Origin of the sequence: Bacillus gaemokensis (genome assembly GCF_001590835.1) — a bacterium.
In the GTDB taxonomy this organism is placed as follows: Bacteria; Bacillota; Bacilli; order Bacillales; family Bacillaceae_G; genus Bacillus_A; species Bacillus_A gaemokensis.
In genome coordinates this window covers 1-24,605 of record NZ_LTAQ01000011.1, presented here as the reverse complement: position 1 = coordinate 24,605, position 24,605 = coordinate 1, and the positions used below count along the sequence as shown (strand labels likewise).

At 34.5% G+C, this 24,605-nt stretch carries 22 protein-coding genes, 2 pseudogenes and 1 riboswitch; of the genes and pseudogenes, 9 read left to right on the top strand and 15 right to left on the bottom strand.

Annotation, left to right across the window (positions count from 1 at the left end):
• Positions 1–13: 13 nt before the first annotated feature.
• Complete coding sequence (locus tag AZF08_RS10970; RefSeq protein WP_033676449.1) at positions 14–1,222, bottom strand: MFS transporter; 1,209 nt, start codon at positions 1,220–1,222, stop codon at positions 14–16.
• A gap of 251 nt (positions 1,223–1,473) precedes the next feature.
• Here AZF08_RS10970 and AZF08_RS10965 point away from each other — a divergent pair, with 251 nt between their 5' ends.
• Positions 1,474–3,114 carry a peptide ABC transporter substrate-binding protein gene (locus tag AZF08_RS10965; protein WP_033676487.1) on the top strand — a complete coding sequence of 547 codons (1,641 nt, stop codon included), beginning with the start codon at positions 1,474–1,476 and terminating at the stop codon, positions 3,112–3,114.
• A gap of 43 nt (positions 3,115–3,157) precedes the next feature.
• On the opposite strand, the gene hflX is transcribed toward AZF08_RS10965, so the two are convergent.
• The 4 genes from hflX to AZF08_RS10950 form a co-directional block, all read right to left on the bottom strand.
• On the bottom strand, positions 3,158–4,417 hold the full coding sequence (gene hflX / locus AZF08_RS10960) for a GTPase HflX (RefSeq protein WP_033676451.1): 1,260 nt from the start codon (positions 4,415–4,417) through the stop codon (positions 3,158–3,160).
• Positions 4,418–4,854: 437 nt separating this feature from the next.
• The gene (locus tag AZF08_RS10955; RefSeq protein ID WP_407639477.1) at positions 4,855–5,250 is read right to left on the bottom strand and encodes a cobalamin biosynthesis protein CbiN; all 396 of its coding nucleotides are present in this window, start codon (positions 5,248–5,250) and stop codon (positions 4,855–4,857) included.
• Between the two features lie 39 nt (positions 5,251–5,289).
• Positions 5,290–5,457 (bottom strand): hypothetical protein, encoded by a 168-nt coding sequence (locus AZF08_RS31240; protein WP_235190083.1) that lies wholly within the window; start codon positions 5,455–5,457, stop codon positions 5,290–5,292.
• 366 nt (positions 5,458–5,823) lie between these two features.
• Positions 5,824–6,138 carry an ArsR/SmtB family transcription factor gene (locus AZF08_RS10950; protein WP_033676453.1) on the bottom strand — a complete coding sequence of 105 codons (315 nt, stop codon included), beginning with the start codon at positions 6,136–6,138 and terminating at the stop codon, positions 5,824–5,826.
• A 163-nt stretch (positions 6,139–6,301) separates the two neighbouring features.
• Between AZF08_RS10950 and AZF08_RS10945 the strand changes: the two genes are divergently transcribed.
• Positions 6,302–7,477 (top strand): MFS transporter, encoded by a 1,176-nt coding sequence (locus tag AZF08_RS10945; RefSeq protein WP_235190084.1) that lies wholly within the window; start codon positions 6,302–6,304, stop codon positions 7,475–7,477.
• A gap of 158 nt (positions 7,478–7,635) precedes the next feature.
• Here the strand turns inward: AZF08_RS10945 and AZF08_RS10940 are convergent, their stop codons facing one another.
• Positions 7,636–9,165 carry a glycosyltransferase gene (locus AZF08_RS10940; RefSeq protein WP_033676457.1) on the bottom strand — a complete coding sequence of 510 codons (1,530 nt, stop codon included), beginning with the start codon at positions 9,163–9,165 and terminating at the stop codon, positions 7,636–7,638.
• 199 nt (positions 9,166–9,364) lie between these two features.
• Between AZF08_RS10940 and AZF08_RS10935 the strand changes: the two genes are divergently transcribed.
• Both AZF08_RS10935 and AZF08_RS10930 read left to right on the top strand, forming a co-directional pair.
• Positions 9,365–9,832 carry a hypothetical protein gene (locus AZF08_RS10935; RefSeq protein WP_033676458.1) on the top strand — a complete coding sequence of 156 codons (468 nt, stop codon included), beginning with the start codon at positions 9,365–9,367 and terminating at the stop codon, positions 9,830–9,832.
• Between the two features lie 537 nt (positions 9,833–10,369).
• Positions 10,370–10,855 carry an 8-oxo-dGTP diphosphatase gene (locus AZF08_RS10930; RefSeq protein ID WP_033676460.1) on the top strand — a complete coding sequence of 162 codons (486 nt, stop codon included), beginning with the start codon at positions 10,370–10,372 and terminating at the stop codon, positions 10,853–10,855.
• 109 nt (positions 10,856–10,964) lie between these two features.
• Here AZF08_RS10930 and AZF08_RS10925 read toward each other — a convergent pair.
• Positions 10,965–12,508, bottom strand: a pseudogene (locus AZF08_RS10925) (YndJ family protein).
• Positions 12,505–12,657, bottom strand: a complete 153-nt coding sequence (locus AZF08_RS31235; protein ID WP_407639475.1) for a DUF4166 domain-containing protein — start codon at positions 12,655–12,657, stop codon at positions 12,505–12,507. The pseudogene AZF08_RS10925 and the gene AZF08_RS31235 overlap by 4 nt, the downstream one beginning before the upstream one ends.
• Positions 12,658–12,840: 183 nt before the next feature.
• A riboswitch (Lysine riboswitch) is annotated at positions 12,841–13,027 on the top strand.
• Positions 13,028–13,264: 237 nt separating this feature from the next.
• On the opposite strand from AZF08_RS31235, the gene AZF08_RS10920 reads away from it, so the two are divergent.
• From AZF08_RS10920 to AZF08_RS10910, 3 genes are all read left to right on the top strand, one after another.
• Entirely contained in the window at positions 13,265–14,494 is a 1,230-nt protein-coding gene (locus AZF08_RS10920) for an aspartate kinase (protein WP_033676461.1), read from the top strand.
• A gap of 146 nt (positions 14,495–14,640) precedes the next feature.
• Positions 14,641–15,360 carry a response regulator transcription factor gene (locus AZF08_RS10915; RefSeq protein WP_033676463.1) on the top strand — a complete coding sequence of 240 codons (720 nt, stop codon included), beginning with the start codon at positions 14,641–14,643 and terminating at the stop codon, positions 15,358–15,360.
• Between the two features lie 59 nt (positions 15,361–15,419).
• Positions 15,420–16,445, top strand: coding sequence for a sensor histidine kinase (locus AZF08_RS10910; RefSeq protein ID WP_407639476.1), 1,026 nt, complete (start codon positions 15,420–15,422; stop codon positions 16,443–16,445).
• Positions 16,446–16,643: 198 nt separating this feature from the next.
• On the opposite strand, the gene cyoE is transcribed toward AZF08_RS10910, so the two are convergent.
• Positions 16,644–17,561 carry a heme o synthase gene (cyoE, locus tag AZF08_RS10905; protein WP_033676467.1) on the bottom strand — a complete coding sequence of 306 codons (918 nt, stop codon included), beginning with the start codon at positions 17,559–17,561 and terminating at the stop codon, positions 16,644–16,646.
• Between the two features lie 170 nt (positions 17,562–17,731).
• On the opposite strand from cyoE, the gene AZF08_RS10900 reads away from it, so the two are divergent.
• Entirely contained in the window at positions 17,732–18,346 is a 615-nt protein-coding gene (locus AZF08_RS10900) for a TetR/AcrR family transcriptional regulator (RefSeq protein WP_033676469.1), read from the top strand.
• Between the two features lie 302 nt (positions 18,347–18,648).
• Here the strand turns inward: AZF08_RS10900 and AZF08_RS10895 are convergent, their stop codons facing one another.
• From AZF08_RS10895 to AZF08_RS10885, 3 genes are read right to left on the bottom strand one after another with little or no spacing between them, the layout of a single operon-like run.
• The gene (locus AZF08_RS10895; RefSeq protein ID WP_033676489.1) at positions 18,649–19,452 is read right to left on the bottom strand and encodes a DUF4097 family beta strand repeat-containing protein; all 804 of its coding nucleotides are present in this window, start codon (positions 19,450–19,452) and stop codon (positions 18,649–18,651) included.
• Between the two features lie 20 nt (positions 19,453–19,472).
• Positions 19,473–21,050, bottom strand: a complete 1,578-nt coding sequence (locus AZF08_RS10890; protein WP_033676471.1) for an ABC transporter permease — start codon at positions 21,048–21,050, stop codon at positions 19,473–19,475.
• Positions 21,034–21,924 carry an ABC transporter ATP-binding protein gene (locus AZF08_RS10885; protein WP_033676472.1) on the bottom strand — a complete coding sequence of 297 codons (891 nt, stop codon included), beginning with the start codon at positions 21,922–21,924 and terminating at the stop codon, positions 21,034–21,036. The genes AZF08_RS10890 and AZF08_RS10885 overlap by 17 nt, the downstream gene beginning before the upstream one ends.
• Positions 21,925–22,724: 800 nt before the next feature.
• Here AZF08_RS10885 and AZF08_RS30460 point away from each other — a divergent pair.
• Entirely contained in the window at positions 22,725–22,901 is a 177-nt protein-coding gene (locus tag AZF08_RS30460; RefSeq protein WP_156029147.1) for a hypothetical protein, read from the top strand.
• A 174-nt stretch (positions 22,902–23,075) separates the two neighbouring features.
• On the opposite strand, the gene AZF08_RS30455 is transcribed toward AZF08_RS30460, so the two are convergent.
• The 3 genes and pseudogenes from AZF08_RS30455 to AZF08_RS28585 form a co-directional block, all read right to left on the bottom strand.
• Positions 23,076–23,648: a hypothetical protein gene (locus tag AZF08_RS30455; protein ID WP_063177283.1), complete on the bottom strand. Its 573-nt coding sequence runs from the start codon at positions 23,646–23,648 to the stop codon at positions 23,076–23,078.
• 170 nt (positions 23,649–23,818) lie between these two features.
• Positions 23,819–24,253: a hypothetical protein gene (locus AZF08_RS10875; protein WP_063177282.1), complete on the bottom strand. Its 435-nt coding sequence runs from the start codon at positions 24,251–24,253 to the stop codon at positions 23,819–23,821.
• Positions 24,254–24,505: 252 nt separating this feature from the next.
• Positions 24,506–24,605: pseudogene (locus tag AZF08_RS28585) on the bottom strand (reverse transcriptase domain-containing protein); the annotation flags it as partial.

Sequence of the window (24,605 nt, the reverse complement as noted above, 5' to 3'; positions counted from 1 at the left end):
CGTATCCCCTATTCTATACTAATTTTCGGTCGCTTGGCAGTAGCCATGATGTAAGTCCAATTAATGGTAAACAACTACATAATACCATAATAAGTTGCAAGCTATACACATCTGCTAATTTCCCAAGAACAACAGCTCCTAACGCTCCAAGACCAAATGCAAGGCCAACAATTAACCCTGACACCATTCCCACTTTTCCTGGAACAAGCTCTTGTGCGTACACAACGATAACACTAAAACTACTAGAACTAATGAAACCAATACAGATAAATAGTGGCACAACCCACGCAAGAGAAACATGTGGTAATAAAAGCGCCAGTGGTGCAGAACCTAGCATCGAAAATACGATAATATTTTTCTTCCCAAACCGATCTGCTAACGGTCCACCAAAGAATGTACCGAGAACACCAGCAATCATAAAAGCAAATACAAAGTACTGCGCATTTTGAATAGACAAACCGTAATGCTCAATTAAATAAAACTGATAGAAATTCCCAATACCAGCTCCATACCAAGAACGAACAAAGGTTAAGAAGACCAGAAGAACAATTACAAATTTTATATGTGTACTAACAATTGCATTCTCAGCCTCAAGTGCAGCACGTTTCTTTCTTCGTACGGCACCATTTATTAACTCATTTTTGTACCAACTTGAAACGAAAATTAATAATACAATACCGACCACCGCAAAGCCTGTAAAGCCAAGTGCCCCGATTTGACCAAGCGGAACGAAAATTAACGCTGTAAAAATTGGAGCAAGAGAATTCCCTGTATTTCCCCCTACTTGATAAATCGACTGCGCCAAACCACGCTTTGCACCAGCTGCCATATAAGCAACACGTGCTCCTTCAGGATGAAAGACTGCTGATCCTAATCCAATAAATAAAACAGAAATAATAACGATAATAAAGTTTGGTGCAAACGCAAGTCCAATCATCCCAAGCATACTTGAAAACATACCGAGTGGTAATAAAAATGGCGATGGCTTCTTATCAGAGTACATCCCAAACACCGGTTGCATAATCGATGACGTCATATTTAACGCAAAGGCAATCCACCCCACCTGCATATAGGATAAATTCATCGATTTTTCCAAAATAGGAAACAGTGCTGGTACAACTGCCTGCATCGAATCATTTAAAAAATGTCCAAAACTAATCGCAAATAAAATGCGATAAATCGTTGGCGTGGCCACTGTATTCTCTTTCGAAACTGCCTGCATATTTCACTCTCTCCTTCCTCAAAAAACAGAAAATGTAACTAATTAGTATTACACCTACTGTAATAATTTCTGATTTTTGAAATATTTTCTATTCTATACTGGTTTTGCTTCTTTTTCCAGCCACACAACTTCGAGTTTATATAAACCTCTTAATTTATTGTTTTTGTATAGGATTTATCAGATTTAATTATAGAAATTTTCTTTATCTTCTTTTATACTTAGGCAAGAGATGAAGGGAAAGGATGACAGCTATGAAGAAAAAGATAAAAGGGATGGTTGCACTCTCACTCACACTATCAGTATTTTTATCTGCATGTGGTCAAAAACAAGAGACAACCTCTAGCTCAGAAAAGAAAAAAACAGCTTCAAAACAAGTGCTAAACATTGTAGAATCTGGGGAAATTTCTACACTTGATTCATCCATTGCATCTGATGGTTTTTCTTACGGAGCATTAAATAATGTTATGGAAGGACTCTATATGCCTGGACCAGATGACAAACCAGTTCCAGCTGCTGCTGAATCTTACAAATTAAGTGGAGATGGAAAAACATACACATTTAAACTTCACGATTCAAAATGGTCAAATGGTGACCCTGTAACTGCACATGATTTCGAGTACGCATGGAAACGTGCTGTAAGTCCAGAGACTGCCTCTGAATATGCACACATTATGTTTGATATTAAAAATGCCGAAAAAATTAACAAAAAAGAATTACCAATCGATTCATTTGGTGTAAAAGCTCTCGATGATAAAACACTTGAAATACAACTTGAACATCCTGTTCCCTACTTTTTAGGTTTAATGGGATTCGCAACATTCTATCCTCAAAATCAAAAAGTGGTAGAAGCTCAAGGGAAAAATTATGGACTTGAAGCTGCAAATGTAGTTTATAACGGGCCATTTGTATTAAGTGAATGGAAACATGATGCAAGCTATAAAATGAAAAAGAACCCAAACTATTGGGATAATAAAAACGTAAAACTAAATGAAATTAATGTAAATATCGTGAAAGATACTTCTACAGCAGTTAACTTATTTGAGGGAAAACAAGTAGACCGTATCATCATTAATTCGGAATTCGTTGATAAATATCAAAAAGACTCAAGTTTAAAGAAAAAATCGCGCCCTTCTGTGAGTTTCTTCCGGTTCAATCAAAAGAATCCATTACTTGCAAATAAAAATGCACGAAAAGCTATTTCTCTTGCATTTGATAAAAAAGGCGTAGCAAACACAATTTTAAACAACGGCTCTACTCCTGCCAATGCCCTTATTCCAAAAGGATTTGTAAAGGGACCTGACAATAAAGATTTTCGTAGTACAAGTAATCTAAATGTAGAAACAAATATAAAAGAAGCAAAAAAATTATGGGAAACTGCAAAAAAAGAAACAAATATGCAAAACGTTTCTCTTTCCATTTTAACAACTGACGAATCAAATGATAAAAAGATTAGTGAATACTTAAAAGGTGAATTAGAGAAAAACTTACCTGGGTTAAAGATTACATTAAGTCCACTTCCGGTAAAAGCGTTCTTAGATCATGAAGGAAACGGTGACTTTGAAATTTCACTTTCTTCATGGGGAGCCGACTATCCAGATCCAATGACATTTTTAGATATGTTTGTAACAGACGGTTCCTTCAATAGAATGAACTACTCTAACAAAAAATATGATGAATTCATTCAAAATGCCGGCTCTTCCCTACTAAATGATTTATCAGCACGTTGGAAGGCGTTCCAAGATGCTGAAAAGATTTTAGTGGAAGACGATGCAGCAATCGCTCCAATCTTCCAGTCAGGACTTGTTTATTTAGAACGTCCAACTGTAAAAGATGTTGTCGTTCGTCCATTCGCGGGAATTTACTCTTACAAATGGGCTTACATGACGGAGTAAAGAAAAAAAGCGATCCTACCAAAAATAGGATCGCCTTTTTTCTTTACATTACAAAACGCTTATACTTCTCAAAATCACTCGTCTTACATTCGAGTGAAATCTTTGTGCCTTCATTTTCATAACTTGTAGATAAAACATGGGCATGTTCATTGAAGTAGGAAACAACTTGCCCTTGATCATAAGGAATCATCATTTCGCACTTTGTATATTCTTTATAAATGTGTGACCGAATCATTTCAACGAGTTCCTGAATGCCCACTTTTTGTTTTGCAGATAAATATACACGATTCTCCTGTACTTGCGGAATCTCAACATCCATCATATCCGACTTATTATAAGCATAAATCGTTGGGATATTTTCAACTCCCATTTTCTTTAGTGTTTGATTTGTAATCTCAATTAATTGTTCATAATTTGGATTTGCATAATCCACCACATGAATAAGTAAATCTGCTTCCGCTACTTCTTCTAACGTCGAACGGAATGCTTTTACAAGATGATGTGGTAATTTACTTACAAATCCAACTGTATCTGTTAATAAGAAAGATTTATTATCCGGAAGTCCGATATTTCGTACAGATGTTTCTAACGTCGCGAACAACATATCCTTTTCAAATACTTGTTTCTCGATAGAACCGTTAAAAATTTCAAGCATCGCATTCATCGTCGTTGATTTCCCTGCATTTGTATATCCTACCAACGAAACAACAGGGACTTCTTTTTTCTTACGCTGTTTACGCTGCGTTTGACGCTGGGCAACAAGCGCTTCTAATTCTTTATTTAACGCTGCAATTTGTTCTTCAATCTTACGACGGTCTAGCTCTAATTTCTTCTCACCGACACCTTTGTTTTTCGTACCAACGCCGCCGCTCTGTCTTCCTAACGATTCACGAAGACCGATTAAACGAGGCATCATATATTGCAAATGTGCTACTTCTACTTGCAATTGTGCTTCTTTCGTCTTAGCACGCTGCGCAAAAATATCTAAAATTAAAATGGTCCGATCAATTACTTTACAATCCAAATCTTCTTCTAAATTGCGAATTTGTGAAGGCGATAACTCATCATTAAAAATGACCATATTCGCATCTGCTTCCTTTACAAAAACCGATACTTCTTCAATCTTACCTTTTCCAAGGTAATGTGATGGATTTACACGATGTAAATTTTGCGTAACTTGACCTAACACTTCCACATCACATGCTTCCGCAAGATTTGCTAATTCCTCCATTGAATATTCAAAATCACTTTCATTATTTAAATTCACACCAACTAATATTGCTTTTTGTACTATCTCTTCCATATATTCATTCCTCCATTTCGATTACATAAAATAAAAAACACAGGTCACTGCCTGTGTTTTTCGTAAAACGGTATACCAAATAAACAAAAGAAAGCATGACTTTCAACTTGTTAAATGGTCAAAAAGTCCCAAATGATATACGTATCCAAAGAAATGCACACCTATATCACATCATTCTATTTTTAAAGGCAAAACAAAAAGAGGGCGTATTCGTCCCTCCCTCTTTTCACATATAAGTTCAATAAAGGGTTCCTTTAAAATAGGCAGACCAATCCCGTTCACTCTGTACACAGACAGAGCCTTTGAGCGCTATTCAATTATCGGCACAAAGTATTGAGACGTAATCTGATTAAGATCAAAGGAGACCCCTCCGTTCATTAAAAGTTACATAAATCTTAGCATAACTATGTAGCTTTCACAAGCCTAAACTCCACTTACTACCATAAAGAAAATTGATATTTTTCTATCCCATTCATCATTTTTTTGCGCATACGTCTTATTACAAACACGCCTATAATGATGGCAAACAATGCTACTACAGCAACAATAGCAGTATTGCTTATTTTAGAATGATTTGGCATATCTCCTTCAAGATTCACTTGTTTTGTCGGAACATTTCCCTTTGTAATATGACTTAAAACGGATATATCCGTTTCAGCCCTTGCTAATGGTTTCGTCCCACTACAACTAGAAGTATATAACTGATCTTCTGTCCCTCTCTGAGAAGAAAACACAAGATATTCTCCTCCTTTCGCAAAAGGAAACATACAGGAGCCACCAGTCGTATAAATAATAATTTGAGAAGAATCTGCGCCTTTCCAGTTTTTCTTCACTTCAAACAATATAACTTGTCCTGTCTCATTCTTTTCCTTTCACTCTTGAATTTCGAGTACTGTCCCTTCAAATACCGTATCATCTTTCTTAAATGATCCCTCGGTCTGTTGTGGCACACAATCACAAGCATGAACATTGGCTAGTACATACATATACAGACTAACAAAAGCTATCACAATCACTAGCATATACTCGATCCTATTCAACTACATCCTATCCCTTCCCCACTCACTTCCGGCAGTATTTTGACAAAGTAAGTTCAATTCCTCTATTTCGGGAAAGGTTGGTTGCGAATTAGTACGGTCATATCGCGGCTACAGTCCGATTACATGTATATTTTTACGTTTTTGTTTGATTGGTCGATGCGTAATTGCATCACATTGTTGATGCAATTACGGACAAGGCAAATAATAGACCTTCCTCTCTACAAAATACAATACTAAAAAAGCAAGCATCGTTTCATATTTCAAACGGCGCTTGCTTTTTTATTCCTTATCGAATCTGATACCTGAAACTTGATTCACATCTTTAGAGAAACCGTAACTATCTAAACTTAATGTGATAAATCATAATTATAAATTGTGTTTTAAAAACTCTGTAATGTTTCGAATTGTTTCTTCATTTCTCCGATAATATGTCCACTGGCCGTGTCTTGTAGATTCTAATAATCCGGCTTTTTGCATCATAGAAAGATATTGTGAAATGGTTGATTGAGAAAGATTTGCTTTTTCTTGAATATCCCCTACACATACACCGCCTTTTTCGTTAATGTTCTTTGATAAATGAGCTGATGGTTTATCAAAGTGTTTCTCTGGTTCTTTCAACCATTCCAAAATATTTAAACGAGTATCATTAGAAAGTGCTTTAAAAATTTCTATTCTATTCATATCCCCAGATTAATCGGCTATTTACGATATGTCAATTCATCTCATTCCATGTTTAGGATTTTAAATTTTGATATATCGGTATAAACCGATTAACATAGTTAACAAGGAAAAAATAATCGGCAATTCCCGATATGCCGAATTTCACAGACATGGAGGTAATATGATGAATACACGAAACAACAGTACGTTAGCTTTATTAACTTTGGCTATTTCAGCTTTTACCATCGGTGTCACAGAGTTTATCAGTGTTTGTCTACTCCCCTTAATTTCTAATGACTTAGATGTTTCCGTTAGCATGGCAGGATTAACCGTTACAATATATGCTTTAGGTGTAACGATAGGCGCACCTATCCTCACCTCTCTTACAGCAGGAATCCCAAGAAAAAAGTTATTATTATTGGTGATGCTTGTCTTTATAATTGGGAATGGTTTATCCGTCCTTGTCCCAAATCTATATATATTACTAATAGGAAGAACCATAACTTCTTTTACACATGGCGTTTTTATGTCGATTGGTTCATTAATGGCAGCATCATTAGTTTCAGAGAATAAACGAGCACAAGCGATTTCCATTATGTTTTCCGGTCTTACAATCGCCACTATTACTGGTGTTCCAATTGGTACGTTCATTGGTATACAATTTGGGTGGAGAATGGCCTTCTTATTTATTACTATAATTGGAGTCATAGCATATTTTTCAACTCTTCTACTTGTACCCAAATCTGAAGAAAAAGGCGAGCCTTCAACACTCAAAGACTTTAAAGAGCTGTTTACAAATACAAGACTATTATTCGTGTTCATTATAACTGCTTTCGTTTCCAGTGGAACGTTTACCGTATTCACTTATCTTTCTCCACTGTTACAGAATGTCACAAAGTATTCTCTCAATACTGTAACAATCATTCTCTTTCTTTATGGAATCATGATTGCGGTAGGAAATCTCATTGGTGGTAAAGTAACGAACACCCACCCTCTTCATTCCTTATCAAATATCTTTATCTTTCATGCACTTGTACTATTATTATTGTATTTCACAGTTTCTTTTAAGGTTTTAGGTTTAATAACTGTAATGCTAATGGGACTATTCGCTTTCATGAATGTTCCAGGACTTCAATTGTATACATTAGTTTTGGCTGAACGTATTTCACCTAAAACAACTCATGTCGCTTCAGCCATTAACATTGCCTCATTCAACATTGGGATTGCCACTGGTTCCTATATCGGTAGTATAATCATCAAACATAGCTCAATCGTAAATATAACATGGGTAGGAAGTTTACTGGTTCTTATAGGATTACTTCTAACTCAAATTAGTAAAAAGTGGGATCCAAAAATATAAGTAACAAGATGAGTATTATTTAGCTGTTATTGCAGTTGACGAGATACTCCCCCTTGTATAAACTTTTGTATTGAAGTAATCATAAGAAAAACGCTTGGTAAAACCAAAGCGTTTTTCTTACGGTTATCGTAAATATACTAATCTTTAAATAGAGCAGTTCAAGGTAATATAATCACTTTCTCTGTACATGAAGCACAAAGTTCAGCATATCGAATGCACGTTTCTAATGAATCATCAAACTCCATCGGCCACCATCTGATAGCTCCCATCGGCGCTTTTGATGCGAAGGATTCGATTTCTGGAGGAATACATCCTACAATCACTACTTCAATCTCCTTGAAATTATTATCTATTCCCTGTTGAAGGGTCCTAAACAATTCCGTATGCTCTGTTTCTGGATAGGAATACGGGATAGGAAACAAGATTGAAACCCTAGAACGATCTTCATGAACGATATGAGCCGTTTTCCGCGTAATATCATCTGTAGCCGTTTCCCATACACGACTATACGGGACAGAATCCGGTAAATTTAATTCTTTTACTCTCTTATACATTCTTTCATGATAATAATTCTCTAATTCCCTACAGAGAATCTGAATCTGCTCATTTCTAAGAAAAGTAGAATTATCTCCACCTTCATTCCGATATTGAATATAGAGTAAATCGGGAATAGCTACATATTTCGTACAAAGGAATGTCCGAACTAACATATCATAATCGTCTGCAACCAATAATTCTTCTCGGTGCCCCCCAATCTGATGATAGCAATCCCTCGTCCACGCGCGAGGATGATTCGGTAAACCGACTAAATGACCAATAGTATTCCCATTGATTGCTGTTTGTTTGTAAACATTTTGCCACCTGTTCATTTCATGTACCCAAACCCGATAATACATACTATATCCATATCCACAATCCCAACCATACCAATGAGCATTATTGCTTCCTACATATACTTCCGCACCATCTCCATACGCAAAACCACACTCAGGATGTTGTTGAAAGGCACGAACGATTTTCTCCAAACAGTCAGGAGTTAGCTCATCATCATGATCTACTTCAACCAAAATCTCCCCTGTACATAGACCTGCTGCATAACGTTTGACTGCCCCTATGTAACCTGTGCAAGAATCTTGTCGATACCGTCTTATACGCGAATCATTTAGGGAGAGTAAGCATTTGTTATATGTCTCATCCTCATCACCTGAATCATCTACAATTACCCATTCCCAATGTGGATACGTCTGATTCAATAGGGAACGATAAGGTCGCTGAATTTTTTCTTTAGACCTATAACTAGCAGTAAATACAGATACTAAAGGCGTATCTGAAGAAAATTGAGTGGAAAGAATCTTTCGATTTTCAGGAAGAGGATCCGTAAAGTTGAGCCATCCATAAAACAATTTGAATGGTTGAACCTGTACTGGAGAATCGAAATGTAACCAACGTTTTCTTTCGTGAAGTGGTAATGCATTTAACGTTTGAAATTCTTCCCACTCCAATCCCAACGAAACATAAATACGAGGATGCTTAGGATTTATATCCAATAACATATCCTGTGGCCCATACACCTCTACTGTTATGCCACTTTCTTCTAAGTTTGTTATCATTTCTTGCAATCCATCCCACGAATTTTTCCTTGAAACAAATAAATAAGCTGTTAACAATGAAGGGTGATTTGATGCCATAGCCTTTCCTCCTTTTTCATGTATTCAACTAACTATAGATTCATTTTTCATTTATATGTAAATCCTCTCATTTTACATATATAAGAAAAAATTAAATACATGTGTAAAAGATTGAAAAATAAACAACAAGCGCATATTTTTTTAAAAACCACACACACTAACTACAAACTACTATTTTCAATGAATTGGAGACCTAAATATGAAACGAAAAATAACATTCTTATTAGCCTTTATTTGTTTTGCACTTCCCCTCCAAGCAAGTGCTTACACATTTCAAGATCTACCTGTTGCTTCAAAGTCTAAACAGTGGTATATCGAAATTGATAAATCCCATAGCACCAATCCAAATACTTTACAGCCAAAACAAGGCGTCTTTGATACCTATAGTTTATTTGTAAAAAACATTGGTAAAGACGTAGATAATGTATCTGTTGAAGTACACCACAATAATCCAACATCAGAAGCTGCTTTCAAACCTTCTAGTAAATCAAATATGAGCAGTTCAAAAAGCCACTCAAGTTTTGAGCATATGATTTTCCCTCTATACGTTAACACCAATACATTTGAAGTCGTCATCACTTGGGAAGAGAAAGAGTTTAGTTATAATGGACATCCTGAAAGTGAAGGAAAAAAGCTAACGCAAACATTTGTATTTAACGAGCAATAAAAAAGTGTATAGGAATATTTAAAGAGAAAAAGCGAAACTCATTGATACAACAATGGTTTCGCTTTTGCCTTTCTCCTAATAATAGGACATTATTTTAACTTAAAATGTAGGAGTATATAAAAGAATCATATTTCTTATGACTATAACAAGAGTCATTATGTTTCTTATAATCGCGACAACAGTCTACATCTTGGAATTGACAATCTTTTAATTTCTTTTTATACATGACGTCCAACCTTTTTAGTTATTTGTTCATTGGTTCTGAAATTACACTTGAATTTACTATGATTTTGAGATCACATTTTTTTTGACAAAAACCAATGTACTCTATTATATGGTTATCAAAAAAAGGAAAGAGCTTTTACTCCTCGTCATTAGTTCATTTCTAATAGAATTTATAGTTTCAGAATTTGAATGCAAACTAATACATCCTAATTTATATAAAATCCCTATAGGTAAACCTATAAATTTCCAAACATTAGAAAAACACATTATAATATACAAAGCTTTACTGTTAAGAGAGGAGATTGTACTACTATGTCTACTGAATGGAAAAATATAGAACACCGTATGTACACAATGTGCATGATTCAAAATGGAGACACAGTGTTATTAATAAAACGTCCTGACCATCTAGGATTTCCTGGGTATTTAGCACCTGGAGGAAAAGTAGAATTCCCAGAAAGTATCGTTTCAGCAGCAGCTAGAGAGGTCAAAGAGGAAACTGGCTTATTTACTTCAAACTTAATATTTAAAGGATTAGATGAATATGTAAATCCAAAAGAAAATGTACGATATATGGTATTTAATTATTGGACTAATACATTTGAAGGCGAACTTTTTGAAAACCCTCCTGAGGGAGAATTACTCTGGGTTCCAATTGATGCAGCCTTAAATTTACCTATGCAAGATTGGTTTAGAGAAAGATTTCAAATGTTTCTTGTACCAGGAACTTTCGAAATTCAGCGTGTATGGGATAAAGATTTAGATGAACAGGTATCCGTTACAATTACGCATACATAATATAAGGCTTGGAAAATTCTCCAAGCTTTATATTATGTATGTTCTAATGCCTTTCCTTCACAGCTCTTTCAATCTCATAATCAATCTCTAGAAACTTCAGGCCAAATATCTACATTTGATGATGCGCTGTCAAAGTCCTATCATTCTTCTCTTTTATCCTAAACGTCTCAGCTAATGGCAATCGAGCTGTAAAAAAACGAGTCTGTAAGTAGATTCCTTCATCTCCTTTTTTGCTCTCTCTTAACTGACTCGTAATGATAAGATCATTTTCATCATTACGTATTTTTAAAATACCAGTCATATTTGAATATGGTAGTGGCAAAGCGATATTCATATACGTTTCTCCGTTATAAGTGTGCTGCGAGTAAAGAGCTACAAAGATTGTTTCATCCTTCTCGTTTTTCCGGATCCATGCTCTCACATCTTTCCTTCCATCTTTTTCATCTTTAATCGCAACGATATTTCCACGCATAGTCTCCCATCTATTTCCCATTCCTAAATGGATTTGCTGTACATGTCTACTTACTTTTTCATAGAGAAAGGCACAGGGACAAAACCAACGAGACCATTTAATACTTGCTTTTAAATCCTAGTTCTTTGTGCATTCATAAAAACCAATAATTAGCAGAGATACTTTCCTTTCATCAAATCTCGTACTATGAAAATCACTCATTTGATCTACAAGGCCTATATATTCTCTCTTCTCTATTACAGCCTGTTGCAGGGAAACTTTCATCTTCCCTTTGATACGACTCGTCGGCTTTCCATAATGAATATACGCCGGAGCATTCTTTTCAATCATCCAGCCAATAAAAGCTGGCAATGCCACACCAATTCCATTCACAACGCCATGAATCCAAACCATTTGTGCAATTGTAATCGTCATAACTTGCTTAAAGTTTCCGTATGAGTCTACTAGTGAGAACAAAATGGTTACCATAAGTGTACTAGACGAAATGATAAGAAGAATTTTTGCACTTATCGAAGTGAATTTTGTTTTCCATATGTAAATTCCGTAAGCATAAAGCGATACCAGGTAAATAAGTACTGCAAAGAACTCAAATATCCTTGAATAAGTAATACCAATCGCTACTGTCATTGGCGAGATTACAATAATAAACGTAATTACATCATATAATTTACTTTTCTTTTGTTGCTTTCTCCCAAGTAATCCTACAGATAAAGGGAGTAAAAATGCTGAATAGTGAAAACGAGCAGCTGTCAGTAAAACGATATCAGAGCTAAACTGCATAATTGGGATGTTTGCTATAGATGCAAAGAACCAAAAAACAAATAAATAAACCCACTATCAATTGCCTTCTCTTCTAATTGCCCCCATCCTCTTTCTAGTAATCTACTAACACCGAATAACGCAATAATTCCCGTGTATATAAACCAAATAATTGCAAAGAAAAAATAATTTGTTACAAAAGCTAACATTGCACTGATTGCAGCAACTGGATAAAGTAACGATACTAGTTTATAAAACGCTACCTGAGATCCATCTCTTTTCTCCTTATCAACAATGCAAAATGACATGGGTATGAATAGAAGAATTGATAATAATATAATCGATTCAACAAAATTTAACTGCGACCATTCAAATACAAGAAAAATAATATAACAAATCAGTCCAACAATTATATTTTTCATTTATTTTGATCCCTTTCTACAAACGTCCCCTTATAAGAAAATATCGGTCCTAATAATGGATTTCTTACTACAACTTGAATTCGGTAACAATTCATTTCATCTGCTGTTTCCATTTCAATTCCTACATAAATTGGTTTTTGCTTCTTCACCCGTACACCTCCCATTTTCTATATTATTAATGTATATGCAGAATATAGTTTTAGCTACTTTTTTCAAAAATAAATAGAATGAATTTTCGAAATATTAATAAAGCACTTGATTTCCTGAAATATTTTAATTATTATAAAACAAATGTTACCAATAACTTCATAAACCAAACACTCTCGCCCAAAACGTGAGATAGAGGTTGCAGCGCTTATAAGTATTCTAAAGGAGACAAAGAGATGTCGATGAATTTAGAAAAAAGGAAGTGTTGCCGAAATTAATAAATTTCTCTGCATTTATTAATTGGGGCTGTTTTCGAATAGAAACAGAACTGTCATATGTACAGACGTGTACATATGAAGAGCTATCTACAAAAAAGAGATATCATGCTTTATATGATATTCCTTTTTTGGCGGTTTTTTTATTAGCTCCTTTTTCTGTTTCCCTTTTCCTGTAACAGCACCATCCTCACCTATTTGAGATGGTGTTTTTTGTTTTTCTTTCTGGTAACTACAGGAATACTTAGGGATTTATATATTCCTCTCTTATATGTTTTTACATCTTTCCTGCTTTATGAATATGAATATTAATAAATGAAAGAAGGAATTCGCAATGGAAACGATTGTTCAAAAATTTGGCGGTACTTCTGTCGGAAGTATCCAGCGCATTCAACATGTAGCAGATTTAATTATTGAAGAATATGAACGAGGACATAGCGTTGTCACTGTCGTTTCGGCAATGGGAAAAAGTACAGATGAACTTGTTGCTCTCGCTACTGCGATTACAGACAATCCAAGTAAACGTGAAATGGATATGCTTTTAACAACGGGTGAACAAGTAACTATTTCTTTATTAACAATGGCACTGCAAACAAAAGGATATGATGCCATTTCGCTAACAGGTTGGCAAGCTGGTATTACGACAGAATCTGTACATAGTAGTGCACGGATTACTGATATTAACACAGCACGTATTCAATCACATTTACAAGAAGGAACTATTGTCATTGTCGCTGGTTTCCAAGGATTAAGTGAAGAAAATGAAATTACAACGCTAGGCCGCGGTGGTTCTGATACAACTGCTGTTGCATTAGCTGCTGCGCTTCAAGCAAAAAAATGTGATATTTACACAGACGTAACAGGTGTTTACACGACTGATCCACGCGTTGTGAAAGACGCTTATAAATTAGATGAAATTTCTTATGATGAAATGTTAGAGCTCGCAAATCTAGGTGCTGGTGTATTGCATCCACGCGCCGTTGAATTCGCCAAAAATCATAACGTCGTTTTAGAAGTTCGTTCAAGTATGGAACAAGAAAACGGAACAATTGTAAGGGGAGAATGTAGCATGGAACAACAATCAATCGTAAAAGGTATTGCATTTGAAGATAATATTACACGTGTAACAATTAAAGGATTAGAACAAGGATCTCTTTCAACTATTTTCTCTACATTAGCTACTGCTCATATTAATGTCGATATTATTATTCAAAGCATTACAAATGAAGGTACTGTACATCTATCCTTCTCTATTCATTCCAATGATTTAAGAGAAACATTAGAAGTATTAGAACAAAATCAAGAATTACTTCACTATGAATCTGTAGAATATGAAAATCATCTAGCTAAAGTATCTATTGTAGGATCTGGTATGGTATCCAATCCAGGTGTTGCTGCTAATATGTTCTCTACATTAAAAGAAGAAAATATTCATATTAAAATGGTAAGTACATCTGAAATTAAAGTATCTGTTGTTATTGATCGTCTACATTTAGTAAATGGTGTAGAAGCACTTCATCAATCGTTTATGGCAAAAATTGAGCCACTGGTACAAATGAATTAATTTCATTTTCAAAATAACAACAAAGAGCATCTTCTTTGTTGTTATTTTTTTCTCTAGTAAAAATGGAATTATGTTACACTATTATATGTGAAATATTTTCCAAATCATTTCTAATGATACAAAAAACATGTAAAGGTGGATACATAATGAGAACAGAAAATATTCTTTTAATAGATGATGAGCAAGGTATATTAGATATGTTGGTACTTACCTTAAAGAAAGAAAACTTCATTCATATAACAACCGCTCTAAACGGAACTGAAACGTTAAACCTAGTTAAAAGCCGTTCGTTCGATATTATCTTACTCGATGTTATGCTACCAGATATAGATGGTTTCGAATTATGTAGACAAATCCGAAACTATACAAATACCCCTATTCTCTTTGTAACAGCGCGTTCCAGTGACTTAGACAAATTAACAGGACTCGGAATTGGTGGTGATGATTACATAACAAAACCATTTAATCCTTTAGAGGTAGCCGCTCGAATTAATGTCCAATTACGTAGACTAAATATGATACAAGAAAATCACAATGAAGAAAATTCGAACCTACATTTCCAATCCTTCTCCATATATCCTAGTGAGGGACTTATAACTGTAAACGAGGAACCTGTGCATTGCACCGCAAAAGAACTAGAATTACTCACCTTCTTATGTACACATCCAAATCGAATTTTTACGGCTGAGCAATTATATGAACAAGTATGGGGACTATCTTCCATGGGTGATGATAAAACAGTAGTCATGCATATTTCTAAATTACGTAAGAAAATAGAAGAAGATCCGAAGTCACCTAAATGTATTATTAATTTAAGAGGAATCGGCTATAAATTTGTCCCGCAGGCTAAGGAGAAATTCGAATGATAACCCGCTTCCGATTAGGTCTTCACTTTATCCTTAGCTTATTTATTGGTGCTATTTGTATGGGAATTGCAATGGCGATTACAATGGAAATTATACTACCTTTTATTAGGGTAAACGAAGAAACGAATATGGCTGCCCTTATTGTCTTCGGTCTTTTCATATGCACGCTTATTTTCGGTGGTATTATATACGGATGGTATATCGGAAAACCTTTATTTCGGATGATTTCATGGATTCATCATCTAGCAGAAGGTTCTTATGTGACTCCAGAAAACACGAAGCAGATGTATAATAAAAAAACTGGGAAACTAAAAGGGCCTTACCGCTTATATAAAGACGTCTTTTATAATATAGAACATTTAACAAATAGATTACGAGAAATAGAGACTGAACGAGAGCAATTAGAGAAAATGAAACGAGAATGGATGGCGGGAATCTCTCACGATTTAAAAACGCCACTGACTTATATTACAGGGTACAGTACGCTTATGTTATCACCCGATCATGAGTGGAGTCAGGAAGAAAAAGAGAAATTTCTGCAAGAGATTCAGCAAAAAGGGGATCATATGAAGGACTTAATTGAAGACTTAAACCTCTCTTTTCGCCTTCATGATTCACAAATTCCATTAAAAAAAGAAGAAACAAATATCGTTGAATTTACAAGAAGAATGATAGCTGATATAACAAACGATCCACGGTCTGCACACTATCATTTTAGCTTTCAAGCAAACGAAACGAACATTACTATTCCTATTGATACAAAATTATTCCATCGTTCTTTACAAAATTTATTAATGAACGCCATTTTACATAACCCTGTAGAAACAAAGATCCATACATCCATTCTATTAAAGGAAACTGTACATATTATAATAGAAGATACTGGCGCCGGTATGGATGAAATGACAGTACAAAATTTATTTAAACAGTACTACCGAGGTACGACCACAAATGTTTCAAGTGAAGGAACTGGCTTAGGAATGGCGATTGCTCATAAAATTATAACGGCACACGGCGGAACAATTCATGTAGATAGCGAAATAGAGAGAGGTACCAAAATACATATTACACTTCCAATTCTATAGTACTTATCATCTGCAAAAACTACCACTTCATTAAAGTAACGATTACTGTCGCTAAATTTAACAGCACAAATATACATGAAAATTTATTCCTACGAAAAAAAACCAATCTCTCTTTTTTATACGCGAGAAATTGGTTTTTTATTTTTTTACAAATCGAATCGTTCTAAAAATCTTAATTTATTGTCTGTATCCTATATTTTATTTCCCGAAAAAAACACCTATAAGAGAATAGATAATGATCGTTGAAAATAGAACTGTCATATGAACAAGAGAAAAAACAAACAATGCTTTCGCCCATTTCTCTGAATCCATTTTCTTATAACCATATATACTTAAAAGAAGCCATAAAATACTTAAAAGAAGCGCTACAAGCATAAGACCAATACTTAAAGACCCTAAAAGAACACTTATTACAATTAAAATAATTAAATAGATATTCGTTTGTATATATGTTCGTTTCACACCTTTGACTACCGGAAGCATTGGAACCTTTGCAGCCTTATACTCATCATGTTTGCGAATAGCTATAGCATAGAAATGAGGCATTTGCCAAATAACCATTATGATAAAAAGACCGATAATAGCCGGATGCGTTATATCCGGATAAATAGCGGCCCAGCCAATGAGCGGTGGCATTGCCCCTGAAATACTACCTATTTCTGTATTGTAAATTGTTCTTCTTTTACTCCACATTGTATACGGTACAACATATAAAAATAAGCCTAAAAACCCTAATAACGCTGCTAAATACGTAGTGAATGATAATACTACTAACCCTGAGATCGTCATTAGTATTCCAAGCCATAATACAGCCTTAGGACTGATTTCTCCAGTCACAGTTGGTCTATTCTTTGTTCTCTCCATAATAGAATCAATATCACGATCATACAAATTATTAAAAGCTCCTGCTGCACCTATTATTAAAATGGAACCTATGAAAGCAAATATAATTTCTGGAATCTTCTCACTCGGGCTAACCTGATATTTATATAAAGCCAATGTCAATCCAGCAAACATCGGAATCAAGTTCGATTTAATAATGCCGGTCTTAACAGTTTGAGCCAAAATTCCTGACAACTTCTGTTTCGAAATTGTTACTTCTTTTTTCCTTCGCACGATATCCTTTCCCCCTTTTTACTAGATTATCTTACTACAATTAAAAATTTCATTACTACTATTTATTTTCCCACTGTATATTGTTCACAATTTATATACCAATAAAAACTTATATACTACTCGGTATATTAATACTATATGATATACTTGTCAAGAGAAGGGGGAATACGATGAACCGACGAAGATTAACGCAGGAAGAACGGAAGCAAGAAACTCGACAGTTACTCTTAGCATCCGCTTTTGAAACCTTTGCTAAATTTGGGTTCCATGGGGCTTCTGTCGATAAAATTGCAGAACATGCTGGATTTAGTAAAGGTGCTATTTATGCCCACTTTCATACGAAAGAAGATCTTTTTCTAGCTATAGTGGAACAACAAATGAATTTATATGTACAAGACCTCCGTCAAGTAATCGAACAGCAACAATCATTAGCAAATTTTATCGAAACGATGGATGTGTATTCTCATTCAGTTAGACAAAAAACAAAAACATGGAGCATGCTTAGCATGGAATTTCTTCTATATGCAATGCGCGAAGAATCGGTGCGTCACAAATGGTCGAACATGATAACAGACACGGTAGAACAAATTTCCAACTCAATTGAGATTTTGCTACTGAAGGAAAATTATAAATCTACTTTATCCGCAAAAGAAATAGCATGGACCATGCTTTCGTTAGAAAATGGCATGTCCATATTTTATAACATGAATGAACAGCATCTCCCTCTTGATTTATACAAAAAAGCACTACAAAACATGCTCCTATCCTTCAATCAGGAAGAGTAAAAAACCTTCTAATCCAAATCAATTTAAAATACATAAGTTAAAAAAGATAATTATACAACAAAAACACAATCTGAACAGATAAAAATATCCATTCAGATTGTGTTTTTTATAATCGAATTTTATCCCGCATTAACGAGCAGTAATACTCCCACCTCAAAACTCTGCGAGAGCCAAGAAGTTAGGTGGGAAATAAACTGCCCGTAAAAGCCCGATTGGTGAGGGCTAATAATCAGTGGGGGATGAAGAAAACCCCCACTGATTAAAGTTTCACTTTATTTCTTTAAAGCCATTTCATGTTCTCACTACTCATCATGTTTTAGCTCAATCTTTCCTGTCATAGACTGCACCGTTAACTTTATATCATTTTCTTTTCCATTTCCTATACGACCTTTTACACTATGGTCATTTCCTTGTTTATCAGACGAAAGCGAAAAATCATTTTTGATTTGACCCGCACGTGTTGACAAATCAACTTCTAAATTTCTCGGCTCTTTCTTAAAGTTTATATTTATATTAGATGATTCGGTTTTTATTTGACTTTTACCTCTTAACTCTGAAACAGTGGATACATTTACCTCTCCCGTATTATTTTGAATATCAAACGTCCCTTCTACTCCCTGTAACGTAATCTCTCCTGATTTAGAAACTCCTTTTATATTCTCCCCTTTATAATTTTTTATTGTCATATCACTTGAATCACTGTATAAATCCAACTGTTTTGATGCTATATTCTCTCCTACTACCTCTCCTGATTCTGTTTTAACATCTATTTTTTTATATATTTTTTCAGGAAGATATACATGTACAGTAGCTGTTTTCAAATTTACAATGGATGAAGAGTTTTCTGTAATAACTTCTAATTTCTCTCCATCTTCTTTTACTTTCGCATCCTTCACCCCTCCTATATCAACTTTAATATCTTTTTCTGTTGTAGAGTGAAGTTTAATATTTTGTCCTGCTGTTTTTACATAAATCTCATTTATATTTTCCGCAGCGAACTTTTTGGAGACTATTTCTTCATCCTCTTTTGCATCACAAGCTACTAAACTCAAAGTCATTACACTTAGAAATGAAAACAAATACACTTTCTCTTTTAAACCTTTCATTCCATCACCTTCTTGATTTTTCATTTAAATATTAACCGTAATCTCCCTGCTTGTTGCTGCTGTCCAATTATTGCAATACATAATAATACAATCGACATAGCCGCATAAAGAATGAAATATGATGTTGATACCCCTAAAAAGTCCAAATACGAAAGACTGTTCACTGGCCCTAAATACCACCACAGCATATATAACACTTCAAATAATTTACGAGTCCGACTCCATACACCGAGTGTCAATGCTAGTGTTGAAATGAATACTATGCCACTAAGCCAAGAAAGTAAGAAGGAAATATCTTCAATTAATATAAATTGAATGATGATTCCACTAGAAATGATAAGACCTACTATAATACCTGAAATCCACGTTGCAAAAAACATATAAAAAGGAGAACAACTTGAATAAATGATTTGATTTGTTCTATAAAACTGTTCTCTAGTTGCCATCTGCGACCAAATTGCAATTGGCCAAATCATAATGATAGGTAGCCATCCTTTTGATATATCTACCGGACATATTAATCCAAATGCTATCAGTCCAATCGCAATCGCATACCACCAAATCGTAAAACCTTTTAACATAATAGACAGCTCAGCTTTTACTAAGCGCAGCATACTAACGCCCTTTGTTCTCGTTATCGAAGTCAATGTAAATAGTTCAGTATTATGCTCACTCACGGCGATCAATTCGTTATCTTGTCTCAGCTCATTTATTTTCTTTTCGCCTCTACTAGACGTACCAAATCTGTGAAATACAAGTGAAGTAAGCCAAATAAGCAACAGTGTGATTCCAAACCAGATAAAACGTGTTATCAAGATATCGCTGGTCCAATCGACTCCATCCCATTGAAACGTTTGCATCTGTCCCTCTATTGGATAATACCCAAAGCTACGATTTTCTTCACCCCTACTTAGAAATTCAAATTTACTTGCTGCATCTTGAAACATATCCGAACCAATCACATTTAAACCAAAGACATCCCAATAATCATTTGGCTGCTCCATCGCCATAATTCCTAAGAGCACCCATAAAAAAAAGAAAATAATATTTCCTACTACACCCTTCAAACCAGGAAATACGTCAAAAAAAGTAGTCAATGATGCTAAAAGTGCCAACGAAGGAAATACAATATAAAGAAGTGGATATACATAACCACCTAATTGAAACGAAAAATCTTCCCCACGTATAAATTGCATAATAATAAAAGCGATTATAAACACTATTTCAATGACAACTAAAACGACAAAATTAGAAATTGTTTTACTGAAAATATATTGAAATTTACTTATAGGTGAAGCGGCAATCAATTGCCCTACTCCTAATCGTTGATCATCTGAAACTTGACTTCTCAGCATATAAAATCCAAACAACCATAGTAGTAAAGATGAAATCATTGTACCCATACCACCAAGCCAATTCGAATTATATATTCCTCTCACACCGCCGAGTTGAAACACTTCATAACCGGAAGAAGCTGCCGGGACACATGCATACCCTAAAAAAATCGTTAATCCGATTACGATTAAAAATGGATAACTTCTCATTTGTCTAATTAAATTATTTTTAATGAAAGAAAACAAATTATATACATTGTTCAATTTTATGTCCTCCCTTCGAAGAAACATAATATAAGTAAGCATCTTCAACAGAGGCTGCTACCATATGCGCCTTAGCACTAGGAGCGTGATCGGAAACGATGCGCGCATGAATTCCATCACTCCGTTGAATTGCACTGCTTACTATATATTTCTTTTGAACATTATGTAACTCAGAAGCTGGTATAGCCCACTCCCATACTTTCCCCTCTACATGCTTTAATAGTTGTTCAGGCCGCATATGGGCTAGTACATTCCCTTTTGATAATAGAGCAATATCAGTTGCAATCGATTCAATATCTGTTACAATATGTGTCGATAAAATAACGATTCTATCAGAAGAAAGGCTAGATAATAAATTCCTAAATCTAATTCGTTCTTCAGGGTCTAATCCAACTGTCGGCTCATCTACAATCAATAATTTCGGATCATTTAATAACGCCTGCGCAATCCCAACTCTTTGCCGCATTCCACCTGAATAGCCACCTAATAGTCGTTTTCGGTCATTCGATAAATTCAGCGCTTCAAGCAGCTCATTAATTCGCTTTTTTGAAGAGCTCATTGATAGACCTTTCATCGCTGCGATATATTCTAAAAACTCGACCGCGTTCATATTTGGATAGACCCCAAAGTCTTGCGGTAAATATCCGAGCTCTGAACGTAACAACTTTGGCTTCTTTTGAATATTTTCCCCGTCCCATATCACACTACCATCCGTCGGTTGTTCAATTGTCGCTAATATACGCATAAGTGTAGACTTCCCTGCACCATTCGACCCTAAAAGTCCTAACATCCCTGGTTTCAAATGTAAACTACAATCATTCAGCGCTATTTTTCCACCGTATTTTTTGGTTACGTGATCAATTATTAATTCCATTCTTTTTACCTCCTCACCTTATGAAACAAGTGCAATTTTTTATCACTTACGTTTTCTTATTTTCATTGTAGGCGGTGAAAGTAAAATCTAAGTAAAATGAAGGGACAATTCAAGATATAAATTACCACATATCGTCTGAATTGTTCATTAATATGTCACTCATCAGTGCATGTCTCCTATCCTATAATAGAAATAGGAAGAGCTAGCAGGAGCGTACTGACTTCAATATATGAATCTTTCAATCTTTATGTTATGTATTAGCAATATACATAAAACCAGAATTGTATCAAATATCTTATCCAAAATAAAAAACATAGGAATCTGATTCTAAAGAGGGATCAAAAATGGAAATGATCGAAAGATATATTTACGCCGTTACACGCAAACTACCACGATCCAAGTGAAAAGATATTTTCGAAAAACTTCAAATTTTAATTGAAGAAAAATTTGAGAAGAATATACAAGGAAAAGAAATTACTAACAATGATATTGAATCAATACTGCTAGAATTAGGGCAGCCAGTTTAGCTGAAAAATATCGTATTTCGAAATGATATTTGATTAGTCCAGAACTATTTGATCCTTATGCGGCACTTTTGAAGATTATATTACTTTCCATTTTACTGGCGTTTAGCATTATATTCATAATTGAAAGTATTTTGGATCCTAGTAAACTCTTTCAACATTTTATAGACTACGTTATTTCTCTTATTACAACTGGAAGCCCCTAGAGCTTTCTCTGCTTCCTGATACAAAAAAAGAAGAACCCTCACTTACCGAAACGCTGGAAGTAACGAACAAATGGATTATGAAAAGATATACCATCAAAACATTCTGGAAGTTTTACGTATTTCTCCTTCTACGTATTATTATCAACGTAAAAAAGAAGAGAAATCTATAAGTGAGAGACGACCAATTCCAGGTTATTCATTTACTAAGAGTGGTAAAAAAATAGCAGCCGCGCAAGTTGAAAATTAAAGAAATAAAGGTTTGAGGCAAGAAAAAGACCTTTCATCTGATAAAATAATGAGGAATCCTATGAAATCAAAAGTTAAGGGGAGTATATGTCCAAAATTAGGGAGGGTATCCGTCTACGAATAAAAACAAAGGAGTTCTTTTCTTATATAAATTAGTTATTCTCTCTCATAGTACTTAGTTAGGAAAATCTGGAGAAAAAATAGTAGGATTCCTCCTTATTGAAAGCTTTGAATTATCCACTGCACTACTCTCTTCTTGAGATACAGCACTATTACTTGGATTATCTACTGCATTACTTTCTTGTTGTGAAATAGCACTATTACTTGGATTATCCACTGCACTACTTTTTTCTTGTGAAACGGCGCTGTTAGTCGGATTATCCACTGCATTACTTTTTTCTTGTGAAACAGCACTATTGGTTGGATTATCCACTGCATTACTTTCTTTTATAGCAATTGCCGCTCTTTCTGCAGTCCCAATAGCAGTTTGTTCAGGGTTTTGTTCTTGATGTAAATTAAAGGTAAGATTCATTTGAAATGGATACTCTTTTAATTCCTTTTTCAACTCACTCTTTAATTCCTTTCTTAATTCATACTGTAATTCCCTTATTAGTTTTTCTTTCAATTCCTGCTTCAATTCTTCTTTTAATTTTTCTTTTAATTCCTTTTTTAATTCACTCTTTAATTCCTTTCTTAACTCCTTTTTTAAATCTACTTCTAATTGTTTTGAATTTATCCTTCTCTCCATCTATGCTCACCTCTTTTCACTATTATGTAGTGCTATATGATTGATATATGTTCTTTTGAACAAACAAATAAATTATTTAGTAATTACATATTAATTGAAAGTAATTATAAGAATAAACAACCCCCACTTTACATTATGTTATTGTGGGGATTGACTATTTTTAATTCGTGTTATCTATATCTTTTTCCTTTTCCTTTTTTTATATCATCCTGAGAAACTCTACTGTTACTTGGATTATCTGATGCTTTGCTGTCATCTTGAGCTACAGCACTGTTACTTGGATTATCCGATGCGTTACTGTCATCTTGAGAAACAGCACTATTACTTGGATTATCCGATGCGTTACTGTCATCTTGAGAAACAGCACTATTACTTGGATTATCTGATGCGTTACTGTCATTTTGAGCTACAGCACTGTTACTTGGATTATCTGATGCATTACTCTTATCTTGAGCTACAGCACTGTTACTTGGATTATCTGATGCATTACTGTCTTTTACAGCTACAGCTGAATTTTCGACATATCCAAGAGCAATTTGGACAGGGTTTTGTTCCTGATCTGCTTTACGTTTTTCCTTTTCTTCTTTTCCTTTATCCTTATACATTTAGCTAACTCCTTCCACTTGTAAATATTAAATGATAAGCATTTAATACTTATATATTATTATTGAGTTTTTTCTTTTGATTGGACATGAATCCTAAATTTAAAAAAGTATTTAATGAATTACTTGTCGAAAAAAAAAAAAAATGGTACTATCCTATTTTGATTACGAATGGAAGTTAAATTGAATAGGACATACTCATTATTTAAACTGATATTTCATTTTTGCTAACTCACCTCTAAATAGCCATTATCATAGTTCGCGAATTTTTGCTTTCACTGTCGTGCGAGCTTTCTTCTTCGGGATCATGAAAACGAAGAATCCATTCTTATTTCGGTTCGGTATTCGTCTCAGG